13 protein-coding genes are annotated in these 17,266 nt (G+C 42.4%); 11 read left to right on the plus strand and 2 right to left on the minus strand.

All coding sequences use genetic code 11. The annotated features are described in order from the left end of the window. Positions 1–273 precede the first annotated feature (273 nt). From WG905_RS04640 to WG905_RS04680, 9 genes are all read left to right on the plus strand, one after another. On the plus strand, positions 274–2,046 hold the full coding sequence (locus tag WG905_RS04640) for an AMP-dependent synthetase/ligase (RefSeq protein WP_339590537.1): 1,773 nt from the start codon (positions 274–276) through the stop codon (positions 2,044–2,046). After that, complete coding sequence (gene ggt / locus WG905_RS04645; protein ID WP_339590538.1) at positions 2,024–3,736, plus strand: gamma-glutamyltransferase; 1,713 nt, start codon at positions 2,024–2,026, stop codon at positions 3,734–3,736. Before WG905_RS04640 ends, ggt begins: the two co-directional genes overlap by 23 nt. Before the next feature lie 64 nt (positions 3,737–3,800). After that, the gene (locus WG905_RS04650) at positions 3,801–5,126 is read left to right on the plus strand and encodes a DUF6089 family protein (RefSeq protein ID WP_339590539.1); all 1,326 of its coding nucleotides are present in this window, start codon (positions 3,801–3,803) and stop codon (positions 5,124–5,126) included. A gap of 130 nt (positions 5,127–5,256) precedes the next feature. Beyond that, the gene (locus WG905_RS04655; protein ID WP_339590540.1) at positions 5,257–5,703 is read left to right on the plus strand and encodes a MarR family winged helix-turn-helix transcriptional regulator; all 447 of its coding nucleotides are present in this window, start codon (positions 5,257–5,259) and stop codon (positions 5,701–5,703) included. Next, entirely contained in the window at positions 5,693–8,056 is a 2,364-nt protein-coding gene (locus tag WG905_RS04660; RefSeq protein WP_339590541.1) for a 3-hydroxyacyl-CoA dehydrogenase/enoyl-CoA hydratase family protein, read from the plus strand. The genes WG905_RS04655 and WG905_RS04660 overlap by 11 nt, the downstream gene beginning before the upstream one ends. An 18-nt stretch (positions 8,057–8,074) precedes the next feature. Further along, positions 8,075–9,256 carry an acetyl-CoA C-acyltransferase gene (locus WG905_RS04665; RefSeq protein ID WP_339590542.1) on the plus strand — a complete coding sequence of 394 codons (1,182 nt, stop codon included), beginning with the start codon at positions 8,075–8,077 and terminating at the stop codon, positions 9,254–9,256. A gap of 19 nt (positions 9,257–9,275) precedes the next feature. Further along, positions 9,276–11,066: an acyl-CoA dehydrogenase FadE gene (locus WG905_RS04670; RefSeq protein ID WP_339590543.1), complete on the plus strand. Its 1,791-nt coding sequence runs from the start codon at positions 9,276–9,278 to the stop codon at positions 11,064–11,066. Between the two features lie 148 nt (positions 11,067–11,214). Next, a complete protein-coding gene (locus tag WG905_RS04675; protein WP_339590544.1) occupies positions 11,215–11,706 on the plus strand; it encodes an FKBP-type peptidyl-prolyl cis-trans isomerase in 492 nt (163 codons plus the stop codon). Next, on the plus strand, positions 11,706–12,623 hold the full coding sequence (locus WG905_RS04680; RefSeq protein WP_339590545.1) for an FKBP-type peptidyl-prolyl cis-trans isomerase: 918 nt from the start codon (positions 11,706–11,708) through the stop codon (positions 12,621–12,623). Before WG905_RS04675 ends, WG905_RS04680 begins: the two co-directional genes overlap by 1 nt. 3 nt (positions 12,624–12,626) lie before the next feature. Here the strand turns inward: WG905_RS04680 and WG905_RS04685 are convergent, their stop codons facing one another. Continuing rightward, positions 12,627–13,931, minus strand: a complete 1,305-nt coding sequence (locus tag WG905_RS04685; RefSeq protein ID WP_339590546.1) for a cryptochrome/photolyase family protein — start codon at positions 13,929–13,931, stop codon at positions 12,627–12,629. Further along, positions 13,928–14,851 carry a TIGR01777 family oxidoreductase gene (locus tag WG905_RS04690; RefSeq protein ID WP_339590547.1) on the minus strand — a complete coding sequence of 308 codons (924 nt, stop codon included), beginning with the start codon at positions 14,849–14,851 and terminating at the stop codon, positions 13,928–13,930. The genes WG905_RS04685 and WG905_RS04690 overlap by 4 nt, the downstream gene beginning before the upstream one ends. A 152-nt stretch (positions 14,852–15,003) precedes the next feature. On the opposite strand from WG905_RS04690, the gene WG905_RS04695 reads away from it, so the two are divergent. Together WG905_RS04695 and WG905_RS04700 are read left to right on the plus strand one after the other, a co-directional pair. Beyond that, on the plus strand, positions 15,004–16,287 hold the full coding sequence (locus WG905_RS04695) for a DASH family cryptochrome (protein WP_339590548.1): 1,284 nt from the start codon (positions 15,004–15,006) through the stop codon (positions 16,285–16,287). 93 nt (positions 16,288–16,380) lie between these two features. Next, positions 16,381–17,259, plus strand: a complete 879-nt coding sequence (locus tag WG905_RS04700) for a MerR family transcriptional regulator (RefSeq protein WP_339590549.1) — start codon at positions 16,381–16,383, stop codon at positions 17,257–17,259. Positions 17,260–17,266: the final 7 nt, after the last annotated feature.

The raw sequence follows: 17,266 nt of genomic DNA on the forward strand, positions 1-17,266 counted from the left end.
TTATAAATTATCCTATCCCCTCACCCTTACCTTTAGCGGTAATAAAATTTAGAATGGACCAAATGGGTGGTTACTGTTCGCGGGATGTGCCAAGCACCTGCCATGCCTCTACGTTTTTGCAGGAAAAGGTAGATACAACGTAGATCCATGGTAGATCCACCCTAGATCCAATGTAAGCTGACTATTTCTCTTTACCGAATTAAAATTGGTTTCATTCCAGCATATTATTTGTTAGATTTGGTAAACAACTTCACCAAATTAAACGCCAAATGTATGTCCGAAATCACACGCGTATTTGATCTACTTCAATATAATTTAGAAAAGTTTCCAAAGGATGATTTTATAAGTGGAAAAAGGGCAGGAAAATGGAACGCTTACAGCACCCTACAGTTTAAAGAACTCGTTGATAATTTAAGTCGCGGACTGATTTCAAAAGGCATGGGCAAGGAATCCCGGATTGCCGTGATGTCACCTAACCGTCCGGAGTGGAACATCACAGATTTTGCGATCATGCAGATTGGTGCTTATCAGATTCCACTTTACCCCACGCTGGCTGCTCATGATTTGAAATTTATTCTCCATGATGCCGAGGTAAGTATGGTTTTCGTTGCCGATGAGGTGCTTTATCATAAGCTGATGTCGGTTGTAGGTGAATTAGGGAGGCCACTGGCTATTTACACCATGGATGAAGTGCCTGGTGCAACTTATTGGAGATCCCTAGCAGATGAAGGTGCTCAACATCAGGAAATTGATTTAGCCAGCTACAGAAATGCAGTGAAAAGCGATGATATTTTAACTTTAATTTATACTTCTGGTACTACCGGTACGCCCAAAGGGGTGATGTTGACGCATAATAACCTTGTCAAAAATTTTGAAGGTTCTGCCGTACTTTTACCGGGGGGTATTGAAAAAGCATTGAGCTTTCTGCCTTTGTCGCATATTTTTGAACGGATGGTGGTTTACCTTTACATCTATAGCGGTATTTCTGTGTACTATGCAGAGAGTATGGAAACTATTGTGGCGGATATCAACTATGTGAAACCCGGTGTTTTCTCTACTGTGCCCAGGTTACTGGAGAAAGTTTACGAGAAAATCATGGAAAAAGGCAAGGCACTGACGGGGATTAAAAAAAATATCTTCTTCTGGTCGGTGGGTCTTGCAGAAAAATATGAAATTAAGAATAGCTGGTTCTACGATGTTCAGCTGAGTATAGCCCGCAAACTTGTATTTAAAAAATGGCAGGAGGCCCTGGGGGGTAATATTGTGGTCATTGTTTCCGGTGGTGCTGCACTGAACCCAAGACTATCACGAATCTTTTGGGCGGCAGGCATGCCTGTTTTTGAAGGTTACGGCCTCACCGAAACTTCGCCTGTCATCACCGTTAATCATTTTAATGGAAACACCATGTTTGGTACCGTAGGCCCGGCCATTGAAGGCATGGAAATTAAGATTGCTGAAGATGGCGAAGTGCTGGCACGCGGTCACGCCATTATGAAAGGTTACTACAATCGTCCTGACCTCACAGCAGAGACCATTGATCAGGATGGCTGGTTCCATACCGGTGATATCGGCGAAATTATCGATGGAAAATTTCTAAAAATTACAGACCGCAAAAAGGAAATGTTTAAAACAGCGGGCGGTAAATATGTGGCGCCACAGATGCTGGAAAATAAATTTAAAGAAACCATTCTCATCGAGCAGGTGATGGTTTGTGGTGAAAACCGGAAGTTCCCTGTGGCGTTGATTGTTCCCAATTTTAATGCGCTGCGGGCATGGTCAGAGAAAAAAGGAATCCCTTATACTACTGATCAGGAGATGATTAAAGATCCACAGGTGCTTGATAAATTTGAACGTATTGTGGAAGATAGTTGCAAGGATTTTGGTAAATGGGAGCAGGTGAAACGCTTTGCTTTATTACCGAAACAATGGACCATAGAAGGCGGCGAGCTTACCCCCAAATTAAGCTTCAGAAGGAAAGTGATTTTTGAAAGAAATATGAGTATAATTGAAAAATTATATAAAGATGCAGAAAGTTATAAAAGTTAATTCCATTGTCCTGTTCTTTGCCTTTTTGATCCCTGTGGTGCTCACAGGTTGTGCAGGCGGACAATTGGGAAAAAAAAGCAGTAAGGAATATCGCAATGGTATGGTCGTTTCTGCAAATTCTTACGCTTCACAAGTTGGTATAGATATTCTGAAAAAAGGTGGCAATGCGGTAGATGCGGCTGTGGCCGTACAATTTGCCCTTGCCGTCGTTTATCCTAATGCAGGTAATATTGGTGGCGGTGGTTTTATGGTGTATCGCTCTGCAAAGGGTGAAACCAGTACCATCGATTACCGCGAAAAGGCGCCTGCAGCAGCTTCCAGGGATATGTACCTGGATTCGGCAGGTAATCCAATCGTAGATAAAAGCATGTATGGCTCTTTGGCTGCAGGCGTACCTGGTGCCGTTGCCGGGATCTATGAGGCTCATCAAAAATACGGTAAACTGCCTTGGGCAGACTTAGTGACGCCTGCTGTAGCGCTGGCGGCGAAGGGTTTTGTGATTGGCGAACGCCAGGCAAGAGAATTAAATGAACTGCAAAAGCAGTTTATGGAACTCAATCCGCTGGGCACTGCATTAGCGAAGGAAGGCCAATGGCTAAAAGGGGAGAAATTGGTACAGCAGGAACTGGCCAACACCTTAACCCATATCAAAGATAAAGGGAAGGCCGGATTTTATGAAGGTCCAGTTGCTGATTCCATTGTTGCTGAAATGCAGCGCTCGGGTGGCATGATGACTCACCAGGACTTAAAAAACTACCAGGCTGTTTGGCGCAAACCTATTGAAGGAATGTACAGAGGATATAAGGTGATTACCATGCCACCACCTTCCAGTGGTGGGATCGCTTTGATCCAGCTACTAAAATCTGTTGAAGGCTTCCCATTAAAAAAATGGGGCCACAATGCGGACTCCACCATCCAGGTGATGGTGGAAGCAGAAAGACGGGTTTATGCTGACCGCGCTGCGCATCTGGGCGATCCGGATTTCTATAAGGTTCCCCAGAAACAACTGATGGAAGATGTTTATATCAAAAACAGGATGAGCAGTTTTAACTGGGACAAAGCAACGCCTAGTGCATTATTGAATGCCGGTACTGTGGCCGCTGCCGAAAGTGAAGAAACCACACACTTTTCTATTGTAGACCGTGAGGGGAATTCTGTTTCCATCACCACCACCTTAAATGGTTCTTATGGTGCTTGTGTTGTGGTTAAAGGTGCAGGCTTTTTACTGAACAACGAAATGGATGACTTTTCTGTTAAACCAGGTGCACCTAATATGTACGGACTGGTTGGAGGCGAAGCGAATGCCATCGAACCAAATAAGCGTATGCTGAGCTCCATGACACCAGCCATTCTTGAAAAAGATGGAGACTTGTTTATGGTTGTGGGTACGCCGGGTGGATCGACCATTATAACATCCGTTTTTCAAACGATCTTAAACGTAATTGATTTTGAGCAGGACATGCAGACTGCAGTGAATTCAAAAAAGTTTCATCACCAATGGTTGCCTGATGAAGTGGTGTTTGAACGCGGTGCAATTGATAGTTTAAAACAAGGTTATCTGGAGAAAAAGGGCTATAAGCTCAGAGCCAGAGGCCCTATCGGCAGGGTGGATGCTATTCTGAAAACCAAATGGGGTTACTACCAGGGTGGGGCAGATCCGAGAGGTGATGACCAGGCTATCGGATGGTAATTAACATAATTGGTATAAGAATTGTTTATAGTGTGAATAATTATACAATTTTAATTTTCGCATTATGAAACAAAGCTTTATTAAATGCCTTTCTTCAGCTTTTGCTGTTGTGTTGATGGCAAATGTTGTTCATGCACAGGATACTGAAACTGTTACCCCTTCTAACAAGTTAAATACATGGTCAATTGGTGTGAATGCAGGTGCATTATCTCCGATTTCTCCGCTGGGTGGTAAGAACGATTTCTCTAACTGGAAAACCAATTTGGGTTATGGCATTTACATAAAAAAACAAATTACACCGTATTTCTCTTTGAAGTTAGACGGGATGAGAGGTAAACTAAGTGGTGACAATGAGGAGGCCTTTGATAATGGCGTAGCCATTACTGGTGGCAACACTGCTTTTGAAACCGACTTGAATTATACAGCAAGTTTAAGTGCTGTCGTGAACATGTTTAATATAGACATGTTTAAAAAAGAAAATATGATGCAACTATATGCATCTGCTGGTGCTGGTTTAGCAGGTTATAAAACGAAGGTTACTCGTGCTGGCGTAACTTCTCAGTATACTGAAGATAATATTTCAGAGCTGGTTGTTCCAGTAGGTTTAGGTGCTAAATTTAAATTAGCAGATAAAGTAAACCTTGATCTTGGTTGGACAGTGAGTTTTGTTGATGGTGATAACCTTGATGCAACATACAGGGGCACTAACAACGACAAGTATAATTATGCTTATGCTGGTTTAGAATATTCACTTGGAAGTGGAGAAAAACAACTGGCTTGGCATAATCCGGTAGCTTTAACTTACGATGAAGCTTTAGCTGCTAAGGAAACTGCCAATGCCCTTAAAGGTGATCTTGATGCTCAAAAAGCTGAAAACGCACGTTTAAGAGCTGATATGGATAACATTTTAAAAGACAGCGATGGCGATGGTGTTGCTGATAAATTAGATAAATGTCCTGACACGCCTAAAGGAGTTGTTGTTGACGGTTCTGGTTGTCCGCTTAAAGTTTCATCTACGACCACTAAAGTGATCGTTACTGAAGCAGATCGTAAAGTTGTTGATGAAGCCATCAGAAACTTAGAGTTTGACTTGGGTAAAGCTACATTGAGACCGAGATCTTTCCCAACTTTAAATAAGGTAGCTGCTTTATTGGTTGAGAAAAACTTTAGCTTGAAACTTGCTGGTCATACTGATAATACAGGTTCTATGAAATTGAACTTACGTTTATCTAAACAAAGAGCAGAAGCAGTTAAAGCCTACTTAGTAGGTCAGGGTGCTAATTCCTCAAGAATTGAAGCTACAGGTTATGGTCCAAACCAACCGATAGCATCTAACAAAACTAAAGACGGTCGTCAGAAAAATAGAAGAGTAGAATTTACTTTATACTAAGCTGTATAACTGAATAATGAAGGCCGGATCTGTAAAGATCCGGCCTTTTTATTTTCGTGCTTTTTTTGCTAAACTATTCTTGCAATCAAAGTTTATATTAGTTAGCTTTGTTATGCAAGCATAGTATTTAATGAAACAACAGGAAACAATAGATTATTTATTAAAGGTGGTGTGGCAAAACATGGCCAATACGTATAACCAGATTGCGTCAGGCTTTGGCATTACACAAGCTATTGGTTATGTGTTGATTAATATAGAGAAAGAGGGGACGCCTGTTTCTAAGTTGGCAGGTCTGCTGGGCGTTAAAGCAACCAGCATGTCGAGGATATTAACCAACATGGAGGTCTTGGGTTTGATATACCGGGAAACGTCGGCGGGCGATAAAAGATCTGTAAAGGTTTACCTTACGGAGCTTGGGCGGGAGAAGCGGCAACTGGCAAAAAGCGTAGTTATATCATTTAATGATTACCTCACTGAAAATTTAACTGTGAGTGAGCGAAATAACCTGGCCACTACCTTACAGAAATTAAACAAACTCACTTTAGCATATACAATTGATTCAGACGATGATAAATAAAAAGATTAATAAGGTAGCCGTTTTGGGTTCAGGTATCATGGGCTCTCGTATTGCCTGTCACTTTGCAAATATTGGTGTTGAGGTTTTGCTGTTGGATATTGTGCCCAAAGAAGGGCCCAGAAACAGCATTGTAGACATGGCGCTGCAGAATGCTGTGAAAAGCAACCCTTCTCCTATTTACTCAAAAAAAGTCTTGAATAAAATTACCACCGGTAATTTTGAAGATGATATGTCTAAAATTTCTGGTTATGACTGGATCATAGAGGTCGTTGTTGAAAATCTGGAGATCAAGAAAAAGGTATTCGACCAGGTGGAGCAGTACCGTAAACCGGGAACCTTGGTTACTTCCAATACTTCCGGTATCCCTATTCATTTAATGGCTGCTGGTAGAAGTGATGATTTCAGGGTTAATTTCTGTGGATCGCACTTTTTTAACCCGCCACGGTACCTACGTTTGCTGGAAATTATTCCAACCCCGGAAACGAAGCCGGAAATCGTTGATTTTTTAATGTATTATGGTGATAAATTCTTAGGTAAAACAACGGTTCTTTGTAAAGATACACCTGCTTTTATTGCCAACAGGGTGGGGGTATATTCCATCATGTCACTACTGCACCTTGTTGAGAAAATGGACCTTACTGTGGAGGAAGTGGATAAATTTACTGGCCCTGCATTAGGCAGGCCAAAATCTGCTACCTTCCGTACCACTGATGTGGTGGGTTTAGATACCATGATTAAAGTGGCCAATGGCTTGTATGACAATTGTCCCGAGGATAAAGCACATGACTTGTTCAAACTTCCCGCCTATGTTCAAAAGATGGCGGAGAACAACTGGCTAGGTGATAAAACCAAACAAGGATTTTATAAGAAAATAAAAGACGAAAACGGGCAGTCGGAAATCTTAGCGCTGGACCTGAAGACGATGGAATATCGTCCGCAACAGAAAGTAAAATCGGCTACATTAGATTTAACCAAGTCGATCGAAAATGTGAAGGACCGCATGAAGGTTTTTGCGACAGGCAAGGATAAGGCCGCAGAATTATTCAGGGCTTCTTCTTTTGGCTTGTTTGAATATGTATCTGATCGCATCCCCGAGATTTCTGATGAATTGTACCGTATAGACGATGCCATGCGTGCCGGCTTCGGCTGGGACTTAGGTCCTTTTGAGCTGTGGGATGCTGTCGGCGTAAAAGAAGCCATGGAGGGGATGAAAGCTTATGGCCATCGTGCTGCAGGCTGGGTACAGGAAATGCTGGATGCAGGACATACTTCTTTTTACAAGTTGGAGGATGGGGTTAAAAAATATTATGATATCCCTTCCAAAACTTACCAGGCCGTACCGGGGGCTTCTTCTTTTATCATTCTGGACAACCTGCGCTGCAATAAAACGGTGTGGAAAAATGCAGGAGCGTCTATCATCGATTTGGGTGATGGCATTTTGAATGTAGAGTTCCATTCAAAAATGAATACCATTGGCGGCGATACTTTGCAAGCCATTAATAAAGCCATAGACCTCGCTGAAAAAGAATATAGAGGGCTTGTGATTGGTAATGATGGGGCTAACTTTTCTGCTGGCGCCAATGTAGGCCTGATTTTCATGATGGCTGTTGAGCAGGAATGGGATGAGCTGAACATGGCTGTAAAAGCTTTTCAAAATACGTCCATGCGCATTCGCTATTCTTCTATTCCCGTGGTGGTGGCGCCGCATAATTTGGCTTTGGGTGGCGGCTGTGAGTTTAGTTTACATGCAGATCATGTGCAGCTGAATGCTGAAACTTATATGGGACTGGTGGAATTTGGTGTAGGCTTAATTCCCGGTGGTGGTGGTACCAAAGAATTTGCTTTGCGTGCCTCAGATGAGTTTAAAGAAGACCAGATTGTACAGAACATCCTGAAGGAACGTTTTTTGACCATCGGGATGGCCAAAGTCTCCACTTCTGCTGAGGAGGCCTGCGATCTAGGCTATTTACAAAAAGATAAATATGCTATTTCTATGAACAGGAGCCGGTTAATTGCCGATGCCAAAGAAAAAGCGATTGAACTTGCAGAGGCAGGTTATACACAACCGGTGAGGCGTAAAGATATCCGGGTATTGGGTAAACAGGGCCTGGGCATTGTTTATGCCGGTGCTAATTCCATGTACTCGGGTAATTTCATTTCTGAGCACGACAAAAAAATCTCAGAAAAACTGGGTTATGTATTGTGTGGTGGCGATTTATCCGCACCTACCGAAGTAACTGAACAATATTTACTGGACCTGGAAAGGGAAGTATTTTTATCGCTTTGCGGAGAACGGAAAACGTTGGAAAGGATACAAAGTATTGTGACTAAGGGAAAACCACTAAGAAATTAATTTATAAAATATAAAGACATGCAGGAAGCATATATTATAGCAGGATACCGTACCGCAGTGGGCAAGGCGCCACGTGGTGCATTTCGTTTTACAAGAGCGGATGATTTAGCTGCTGAAGTAATCAGACACCTGGTGGCTTCGGTGCCCAATTTAAACCAGGAAGAAATTGATGATGTCATTGTCGGCAATGCGACACCAGAAGCTGAACAGGGATTAAATATCGGACGTATGATCTCTTTAATGGGCTTGAATACGGATAAGGTGCCTGGCGTGACGGTGAACAGGTATTGTGCCTCGGGACTGGAAACTATTGCTACGGCAGTATCTAAAATAAAAAGCGGCATGGCCGACTGTATCATTGCCGGTGGGGTAGAGGTCATGTCGGGAATGCCTTTTGGTGGCTGGAAACTTGTTCCAAATGCAGATGTGGCTAAAAATAACCCTGATTGGTATTGGGGGATGGGGCTCACCGCCGAGGCGGTTGCCAAGGAATATAAAGTGAGCCGTGAAGATCAGGATGAATTTGCTTTTCACTCGCATCGTAAAGCTGTGGAGGCCATTAAAAATGGTCATTTGAAAGATGGTGTTGTACCGATCAATGTAACGGAAAATTACCTTGATGGCCATATGAAAAAACAAAGCCGCAGTTATGTGGTGGATACTGATGAAGGCCCCAGAGCTGATACTTCCCTGGAGAAACTGGCGAAATTAAAACCTGTATTTGCTGCCAATGGCTGCGTCACTGCAGGCAATTCTTCCCAAACATCTGACGGTGCTGCCTTTGTAATGGTGGTGTCTGAACGTAAGCTGAAGGAACTGGGTGTGGAGCCTATTGCCAAACTGCTGAGCTATGGTGTTGCCGGGGTTCCGCCAAGGATCATGGGTATCGGACCTATTTATGCGATTCCGAAAGCCTTGGAAATGGCAGGGTTGACTTTAGATCAAATTGACCTCATCGAGTTGAATGAGGCTTTTGCATCACAGTCTATTGCAATTTCAAGGGAACTGGGCATTAATCCTGATGTCCTCAACGTAAACGGCGGTGCCATCGCCCTTGGCCATCCGCTGGGCTGTACAGGTGCAAAACTGTCGGTGCAAATGTTTAATGAATTGAAAAGAAGAGATAAAAAATATGGCATGGTCACCATGTGCGTAGGCACAGGACAAGGGGCCGCGGGTATTTTTGAAATGTTATCATAAGAAATCTGGAGGTTAAGCTATGGAAACTACAGCAAGAAAAACAATTAGAGGTGGTGAATTCCTAATCAAGGACACCGTTTACCAGGATGTCTTCATTCCTGAAGAATTTGATGAAGAACAAAACATGATTGCCCAGACTTGCCGTGATTTCTTAGCGGCAGAAGTGGAGCCTAATCTTGATCGTATTGATAAAATGGAAGAAGGGCTAATGCCTGCTTTGATGGATAAAGCTGGCGAGCTTGGTATTTTAAGCGTCTCTATTCCTGAGGAGTTTGGCGGCTTTGGAAAGAACTTCAACACATCCATGCTGGTGGCAGATGTGATCGGTGCGGGGCATTCCTTTGCGGTGGCCTTATCGGCACATACCGGAATTGGTACTTTGCCTATTCTTTACTACGGTAATGAGGATCAAAAGGCTAAATATATCCCAAAACTGGGCACAGGGGAGTGGAAGGCTTCCTATTGTTTAACGGAGCCTAACGCGGGTTCTGATGCCAATTCTGGAAGAACGAAAGCGACAATGGCTGCCGATGGTAAGCATTACCTGCTTAACGGACAAAAAATGTGGATTACCAATGGTGGTTTTGCCGACATTTTTATTGTCTTCGCCAAGATTGAAGATGATAAAAACCTGACTGCATTCATCGTAGAGCGTGAGTTCGGAGGCATCACCATGAATCCTGAAGAGCATAAAATGGGCATCAAAGGCTCATCTACAAGGCAGGTGTTTTTTAATGACTGCCCTGTTCCGGTAGAGAACATGCTTTCTGATCGTGGGAATGGTTTCAAGATCGCTGTGAATATTTTAAATATTGGAAGGATTAAACTGGCGGCAGCAGCCATAGGAGCTTCTAAATCTGTGATTAACCACGCCATTAACTATTCCAACGAGCGTGTTCAGTTTGAGCGCCCTATTTCCAAATACGGTGCTATACGCCATAAACTGGCAGAAATGGCCAGCAAGATATATGCTGTAGAATCGGCTAACTATCGTGCGGGACAGAACATTGATGATGCTTTTGATGCTTTGGTAGCTGGTGGGATGGATACAGGGAAGGCAAAATTGAAATCTACGGAACAGTTTGCTGTAGAATGTGCGATCCTGAAAGTATGGGGTTCTGAAGTGCTGGATTTTGTGGTTGATGAAGGGGTGCAGATATATGGTGGTATGGGCTTCTCTGCTGATGCACCCATGGACCGCGCCTATCGTGATGCAAGGATAAACCGTATTTTTGAAGGTACAAATGAAATCAACAGGCTTCTTACGGTAGATATGATGTTGAAACGTGCCATGAAGGGCGAGCTGGATTTGATGACACCAGCTACAGCGGTTGCCGGAGAGCTGATGTCTATTCCTGATTTTGGGGAAGAAGATGATACTTTATTTGCTGCCGAAAAGAAAGTCATTACAAACCTCAAAAAAGCGACTTTAATGGTTGCAGGCGCTGCGGTTCAGAAATTAATGATGAGCTTGTCTAAAGAACAGGAGATCTTAATGAACATTGCGGATATGGCAAGTTATGTATATGTTGCTGAGTCTGTTTTATTAAGGACAGAAAAACTGGTAAGCTTGAGAGGAGAGGCGACTTGTGAAGGTCAGTTGAACTTGATGCGCATTTATTTTGTAGAGGCGGTTGATGGGATCCAAAAAGCAGGTAAGGAAGCGCTATGGGCATTTGCCGAAGGTGATGAATTGCGGATGATGATGGTGGGCCTGCGCAGGTTTACTAAACAGGAAGCTTTCAATGTTAAAAATGCACGCCAACAGGTTGCACAGGACCTCATTGCAGCGAATAAATATTGTTATTAGAAAACTTCAGCGGTTTTTTCTCGCTGATTAAAGATAATGTCTCGGTAATGCAGGCGCCCTTTGTGTTTTAAAGGGCGCTTTTTTGTAGCATTTGTTAAAATTGGTTAAAAATTGCGACGTCACCAATAAAAGACTATTTTTGTGCATTATGGTAAAAAACAAGATTTTATTGGCGGCAATCGCATTGGTGCTCAGCTTCTCTGCTTGTCAGAAGGCAGATGTATATGACAGGGAAGCGCAGTTGCAAACTGACACCGAAATTATTCAAGCTTTTGTGACAACAAATGCTTTGTCCAACGTACAAAAACATGATGGTTTGTTTTACCAGGTGTTGAGAGAAGGTACCGGAACTGAAACGATAGAATCGACTGATACCGTAACGGTAAACTATGAGGGCCGTCTTCTAGATGGCACAGTTTTCGATAAAACGACGACAGAACCTATTAAATTTCCATTGAATGGTGTAATTGAAGGCTGGCAGAGAGGTATTCCACTGATGAAAAAAGGTGGTCAGATCAGATTGTTAATTCCTTCGCCAATGGCTTATGCGAATTTTGAAGTAGGCGGGGTGATCCCAGCTAATTCACCTCTTGATTTTACTGTTGAACTGATTGAAGTTAATAAGAAAAAACTAAAATAATGCTTAAAAAACTTACTGTATCGTATACGCTTGCCTTAATTGGCCTGGTCGTGTTTCTGGGTTCTTGTACCAGGGAATATGATTCTATTGAAACTACTGACGATGCAAAAATTCAACAATATATTAGGGCTAACAACCTGGACGTCGTTAAAGACAGTACCGGTTTTTATTACCAGATCGTTACGCAGGGTACAGGCGAAAATTTTAAGAATACAGATTCTGTATTATACCATACCAATTTGAAATCCCTGTTGAACGGAACTACGTATTATACAGATCCTGCAAATGGCAATTTCGGAACGCTGGTTGGTTATGCCAATAACTTCAACGGAAGTAATATTCCGGCCATCAGGACCTCGATCCTTGCATTAAAGCCGGGTGGAACCGTGAGAATACTATTGCCTTCTTACCTGGCTTTTGGTAAAAACGGCTTTTCTACGATCAATATCCCTTCAAATGAAGTGATTGATTTAACCATCAGCACGGAGCCTGAGAAAACACAGACTGCACTTGATGACAGGCGAATCAGGGAGTTTATAGCCGCTAAAGGCATTGCTGGTATGACTAAGGGCCCTGGAGGTATTTATTATGTGATCAATGCACCGGGTACAGCAGGTTCACCAATTAATGCAGGATCTGTGGTTTCTGTTAACTATACAGGTAAACTTCTGGATGGATCAGCGTTTGATTCGGCAACACTAGTAGACAGCGTAGCAATACCTTTGGCTGATCCTGGAGTGAGAACTTCATGGAAGAAAATTATTCCGATGATCAACAAAGGTGGAAAGGTAAGGTTTTTATCTCCTTCAATTGAAGCTTATGGCTCGACTGGAGCTACTGGAAAAGAAGGTTTTAGTTCGATTCCTCCAAACGCTGTTTTAGATTTCGATGTAGAAGTTACTGACGTAAAGAATTAATCTTTACTGATTTAGCGCTTCCTTAAATACTTTTAACATTCTATCTCTTGCAAAAGCATGTTCAACAATTGGCTGAACATGCTTTTGTTCTTTATAGGCAGGTGCCCAGCGGTAAATGTAGGCTTGGTCAGGGTCAAACTTCTTAGCCTGTAGTTCCGGATTAAACACCCTGAAATAAGGTGCTGCATCATTGCCACAACCACATGCCCATTGCCAGCCGCCAACATTGCTGGCCATTTCATAGTCCAGCAGTTTTGCAGCAAAATAAGCCTCGCCCCATCGCCAGTCGATCAGCAGGTGTTTAGTGAGGAAACTGGCCACCACCATCCGCACCCTGTTGTGCATAAATCCCGTTTTGTTCATTTGTTTCATGCCTGCATCTACTAACGGATAGCCAGTTTCGCCGGCACACCAGGCCTTGAACTCCGCTTCGTCATTTCGCCAGCTGATGCGGTCATAAGCCGGCTTAAAAGAAGCAGACACCGTATGGGGAAAATGCCATAAGATCATCATGTAAAACTCTCTCCATACCAGTTCCGATAACCATTTTTCTGCCCTGTGTTCCAGTGCTTTTAATACCGCATAGCGAATGCTAATGGTGCCAAAACGCAAATGGATACCAATGCGTGTTGTGGCCTCTGCTGCAGGGTAATCACGGTACTTTTCATAACCATCAAGCTTCAATTCGAAATCTGCCGGGGGAATTGCCAGTGTTCCGGCGCTGAAGCCTATATCTTCGAGGCTCGGAAAAGGCAATTTTTCCGTTTTAAACAACTGCCCGAAATAATCTTCAACCGGGTAGGGCTTTATATAGAAATCGTCCAGCTTTTCTCGCCATTTCCTGAAGTAAGGCGTGAAAACAGTGTAGGGTGTGCCATCAGCTTTAATCACTTCATTTTTATCAAAAATAACCTGGTCTTTATAGGTTAGAAAGGGAATGTTTTGTCTTGCTAAATAATCGGAAATCGCATTGTCTCGCGTTCTGGCATAAGGTTCGTAATCATGGTTGGCGAATACGGCTTTGACAGTATAGGTTTCTAAAAGTGCAGCCCATGTTTCCAGCGGTGTTCCATGTTTAATTAATATCGAAGAACCTAAGTCAGTAAGCTGAGTGGAAATTTCCTGGAGCGCCTGGTGAATGAACGTAATCCGGGTGTCTTTAGCATCATTTAATTGATCCAGGATCACAGTATCGAAAATAAATAGCGGTAAAACCGGGATGCCACTTTTCAAGGCATGGTAGAGGGCGGCATGATCATTCAGTCTTAAATCCCTTCTTAGCCAACAAATAGCAATTTCTTCTTTCATTCAGTGTAATCAGCAGCGTTGTAAATATCTTTCAGTGCGGTATCCAGCTGGGTAAAGTTAAAGGTAAAACCCCTGTCGAGCAATTTTTGAGCAGAAGTATTTGTGCTCATTAAAGCAACAGTGCTCATTTCACCAAGGATGGCATTTAATACAGTCTCGGGTACTTTTATGGGCCACACCGGCCTGTTTAAGGTATGCGCAATGGCTTTTGTCAGGGTTTTATTGGTGACGGGGTAAGGTGCACAGGCATTGTAGGCGCCCTGCATTTCAGGGTTGGAGATGGCGAACAAATAGATCCTGACCATATCTTTAATATGTATCCAAGGTACCCATTGCTGCCCTGTGCCCAAAGGCGCACCGACAAAGAATCGGACCGGTTTATCCATGGAGGCTAAACCACCTTCATCCTTTTTTAAAACGAAGCCTGTTCTGATTTTTACCACCCTCAGGTTTAAGTCCTTGCCTTTATCTACTGCGTTTTCCCATTTTTCACAACACTCGGCAAGAAAACCATAGCCATTGTCCTTTTCTTCGGTTAATATTTCTTCCCCGCAGTCGCCATAATAACCAACTGCTGAAGCAGAGATAAAATCTTTGACTTGGTTAGGTGTTTCCCGGATGGTTTTATACAGAAGTTGAGTAGACAATACCCTGCTGTCGATGATTTGTTGTTTGCGCTCCCTGGTCCATTTCTTTTCAGCTACGTTTTCGCCAGCCAGATGTACAATGGTATCAACTCGATCCAGGCAGCCTGCATCTATTTTCTGACGGTACACATCCCAGAGGTAAACCTGTACATCTTTAATTTTAACGCGTTTCCTGCTCAGTACAGCGATGGTATGACCTTCTTTTTGCAATGCTTTTAAAAGTTCTTTGCCAATCATCCCTGTAGCGCCGGTTATCAGTATGTGCTTTTTCATGATTATGTAATATAACCTTTTGATCGCTTATAAGTTTTATATTTTGCTATAAAGCAGGACTTTGTTTCGCTTGTGTAAATATTGATACTTGTCCTAGTTTTAGGAGCTAAAATGCCCTATTTTTACTTTTTATCAATGATAACCTTTTGAATATGAAATCCAAGAAGATATTAGTTTGGTTTAGAAATGACCTTCGTTTACATGATAACGAAATCCTGGTGGAGGCCATTGCTAAATCTGATGATATTTTACCGGTTTACATCTTTGATCCCCGGAATTTTCAGTTAACACCACAGTTTACCTATCACTCAGGTCCTGTGCGTGCTAAATTCCTCCTGGAAAGCGTTGCTGCGTTAAGGACAGCCTTTCAAAAACTTGGCGGTAATTTGCTGGTCATGAAAGGTTACCCTGAAGAACTTTTGCCGGAACTTGTAGAAAAGTACGAGATTGCAGAAGTATTTCACCATCGCGAAGTTGCACATGAAGAAACCCAGGTATCTGCAGATGTGGAAGACCGCCTTTGGAAAATAAAAATCAACCTGCGGCATTTTATAGGTCATACTTTATATAATAAAGAAGACCTTCCTTTCCCTATTAAAGATATACCAGACGTTTTTGCCCAGTTTAAAAAGAAGACCGAACGTGATGCCATTGTTAAATCTTGCTTTTTAACACCTGAGGAAATTAGTTTTGCCGCTGTGGAGGAATGGGGTGACCTGCCTGCAATTGATGAAATTGTGCCGGAAGGGGCAATGACCGCAAATATCCAGGAAGAACTCATTGGCGGAGAAGAAGCAGGATTGATTCATTTGACATCCTTACTCGAAGAAGGTTCGTTCATTTATCAAAAAGCGGTTTTAAAAGGCACACCAGGAAAACCGGGCTTCTCTTCAAAGCTTTCTGCATGGCTGGCTCATGGTTGCTTGTCTCCGAGGATGGTATACTGGAAGGTAAAAGAGGCAGAGAAAAACTTTGGGGCAAATGCTAATTTTAATCAGATTTTACTTGGCTTACTGTGGCGTGATTATTTCAGGTTTATGTTTAAAAAACATGGCCCTCATTTTTTTAATGATTCTGCCCAGAAACCTGAACAAACCCTTTCTGACTCATGTGAAGATACCCTGTTTGAACAATGGAAAAACGGAACTACGGGTAATGAATATGTGGATAAATATATGAGAAGGCTTAATTCCTCAGGTTTTATACCACATGCTGCACGTTTGTTACTCTCCACATACCTTATTTATATCTTGAAAATCGACTGGGTGAAGGGGGCAGCATATTTTGAAGAAAAGTCCATAGACTATGCCCCTGCCAATAACTGGTGTAATTGGGCTACGGTTGCAGGGGGTGGGAAAAAAGCGGGCTCCAATAAGAGCGCGTTCGACTTAAATAAGCAGTTTAAGTTACTAAACGTACCCGTTCCGAGCTTGTAAAATGGTTCTTGTCTTTTAATTTTAATGGTATGCCCTGGTATTAAACAATAGTTTGTATTTTAAACCAATTTGTTTAACTTTTGTTGTATAAATGTGAAGAGATTTTCAATAAGTGATATAGAAGGCCTGATTGGTATTAAAGCCCATACCTTACGGGCTTGGGAATCAAGATTTAATCTTGTGCCTCCTAAAAGGACGGCTACTAATATCCGGTATTATGATGAGCAGGATTTGAAAATGCTTTTGAATATTGTGACGCTGAATGAAAACGGTTATAAGATCAGCAAAATAGCAAGCATGAATCCTCAACAGATCAATACGCTTGTTACCCAGCTTAAAACCAACTGGAACAATGATGCAGTGCAGGTTTTAAATCTTTCTGAGGCGACCCTGAAATATGATGAAGATGCCTTTTCCAAGATTTTAGGTTCCTGCATTAAGGAAATGGGCCTGGTAAAAGCGATGGATACCGTGTTGTTTCCGTTTATGAAAAGGGTAGGTATGCTTTGGCAAACGAGTACGCTCGATCCTTCCCATGAAATATTCGCCGCTAACCTGATCCGCGATCAATTGATCATCGCGATCGATAAAGTTAAAAAACCTGTGAAGCCTGATCCTAAACGGTTTTTACTTTTCCTTCCTGAAGCAGAAACCCACGAAACTGGTTTGCTTTTTGCACGTTACTTATTGAAAAGGTGCGGCCATCATGTTTTGTACCTTGGACAGGACATTCCCTATGGAGACATTGATAAGGTGATTAAATCTTATGAGCCTGACTATGCTTTTATCGTTTTGACTTCACTCAACCTGGGGAAAGATGTTAATAAAATAATAAATAAGGTAATGGAAAACCTTAAGGTCCCATTATTGGTTGCGGGAAGTCTAATATCTGAATTTGACATCATTGGGAAAGAGCGTCTTGTTCCATTGAAGAATGTTTGCGATATGGTCGACTTTCTTGAAGAAATATAAAGAATTT

The organism is Pedobacter immunditicola (assembly GCF_037482985.1).
GTDB lineage: Bacteria > Bacteroidota > Bacteroidia > Sphingobacteriales > Sphingobacteriaceae > Pedobacter > Pedobacter immunditicola.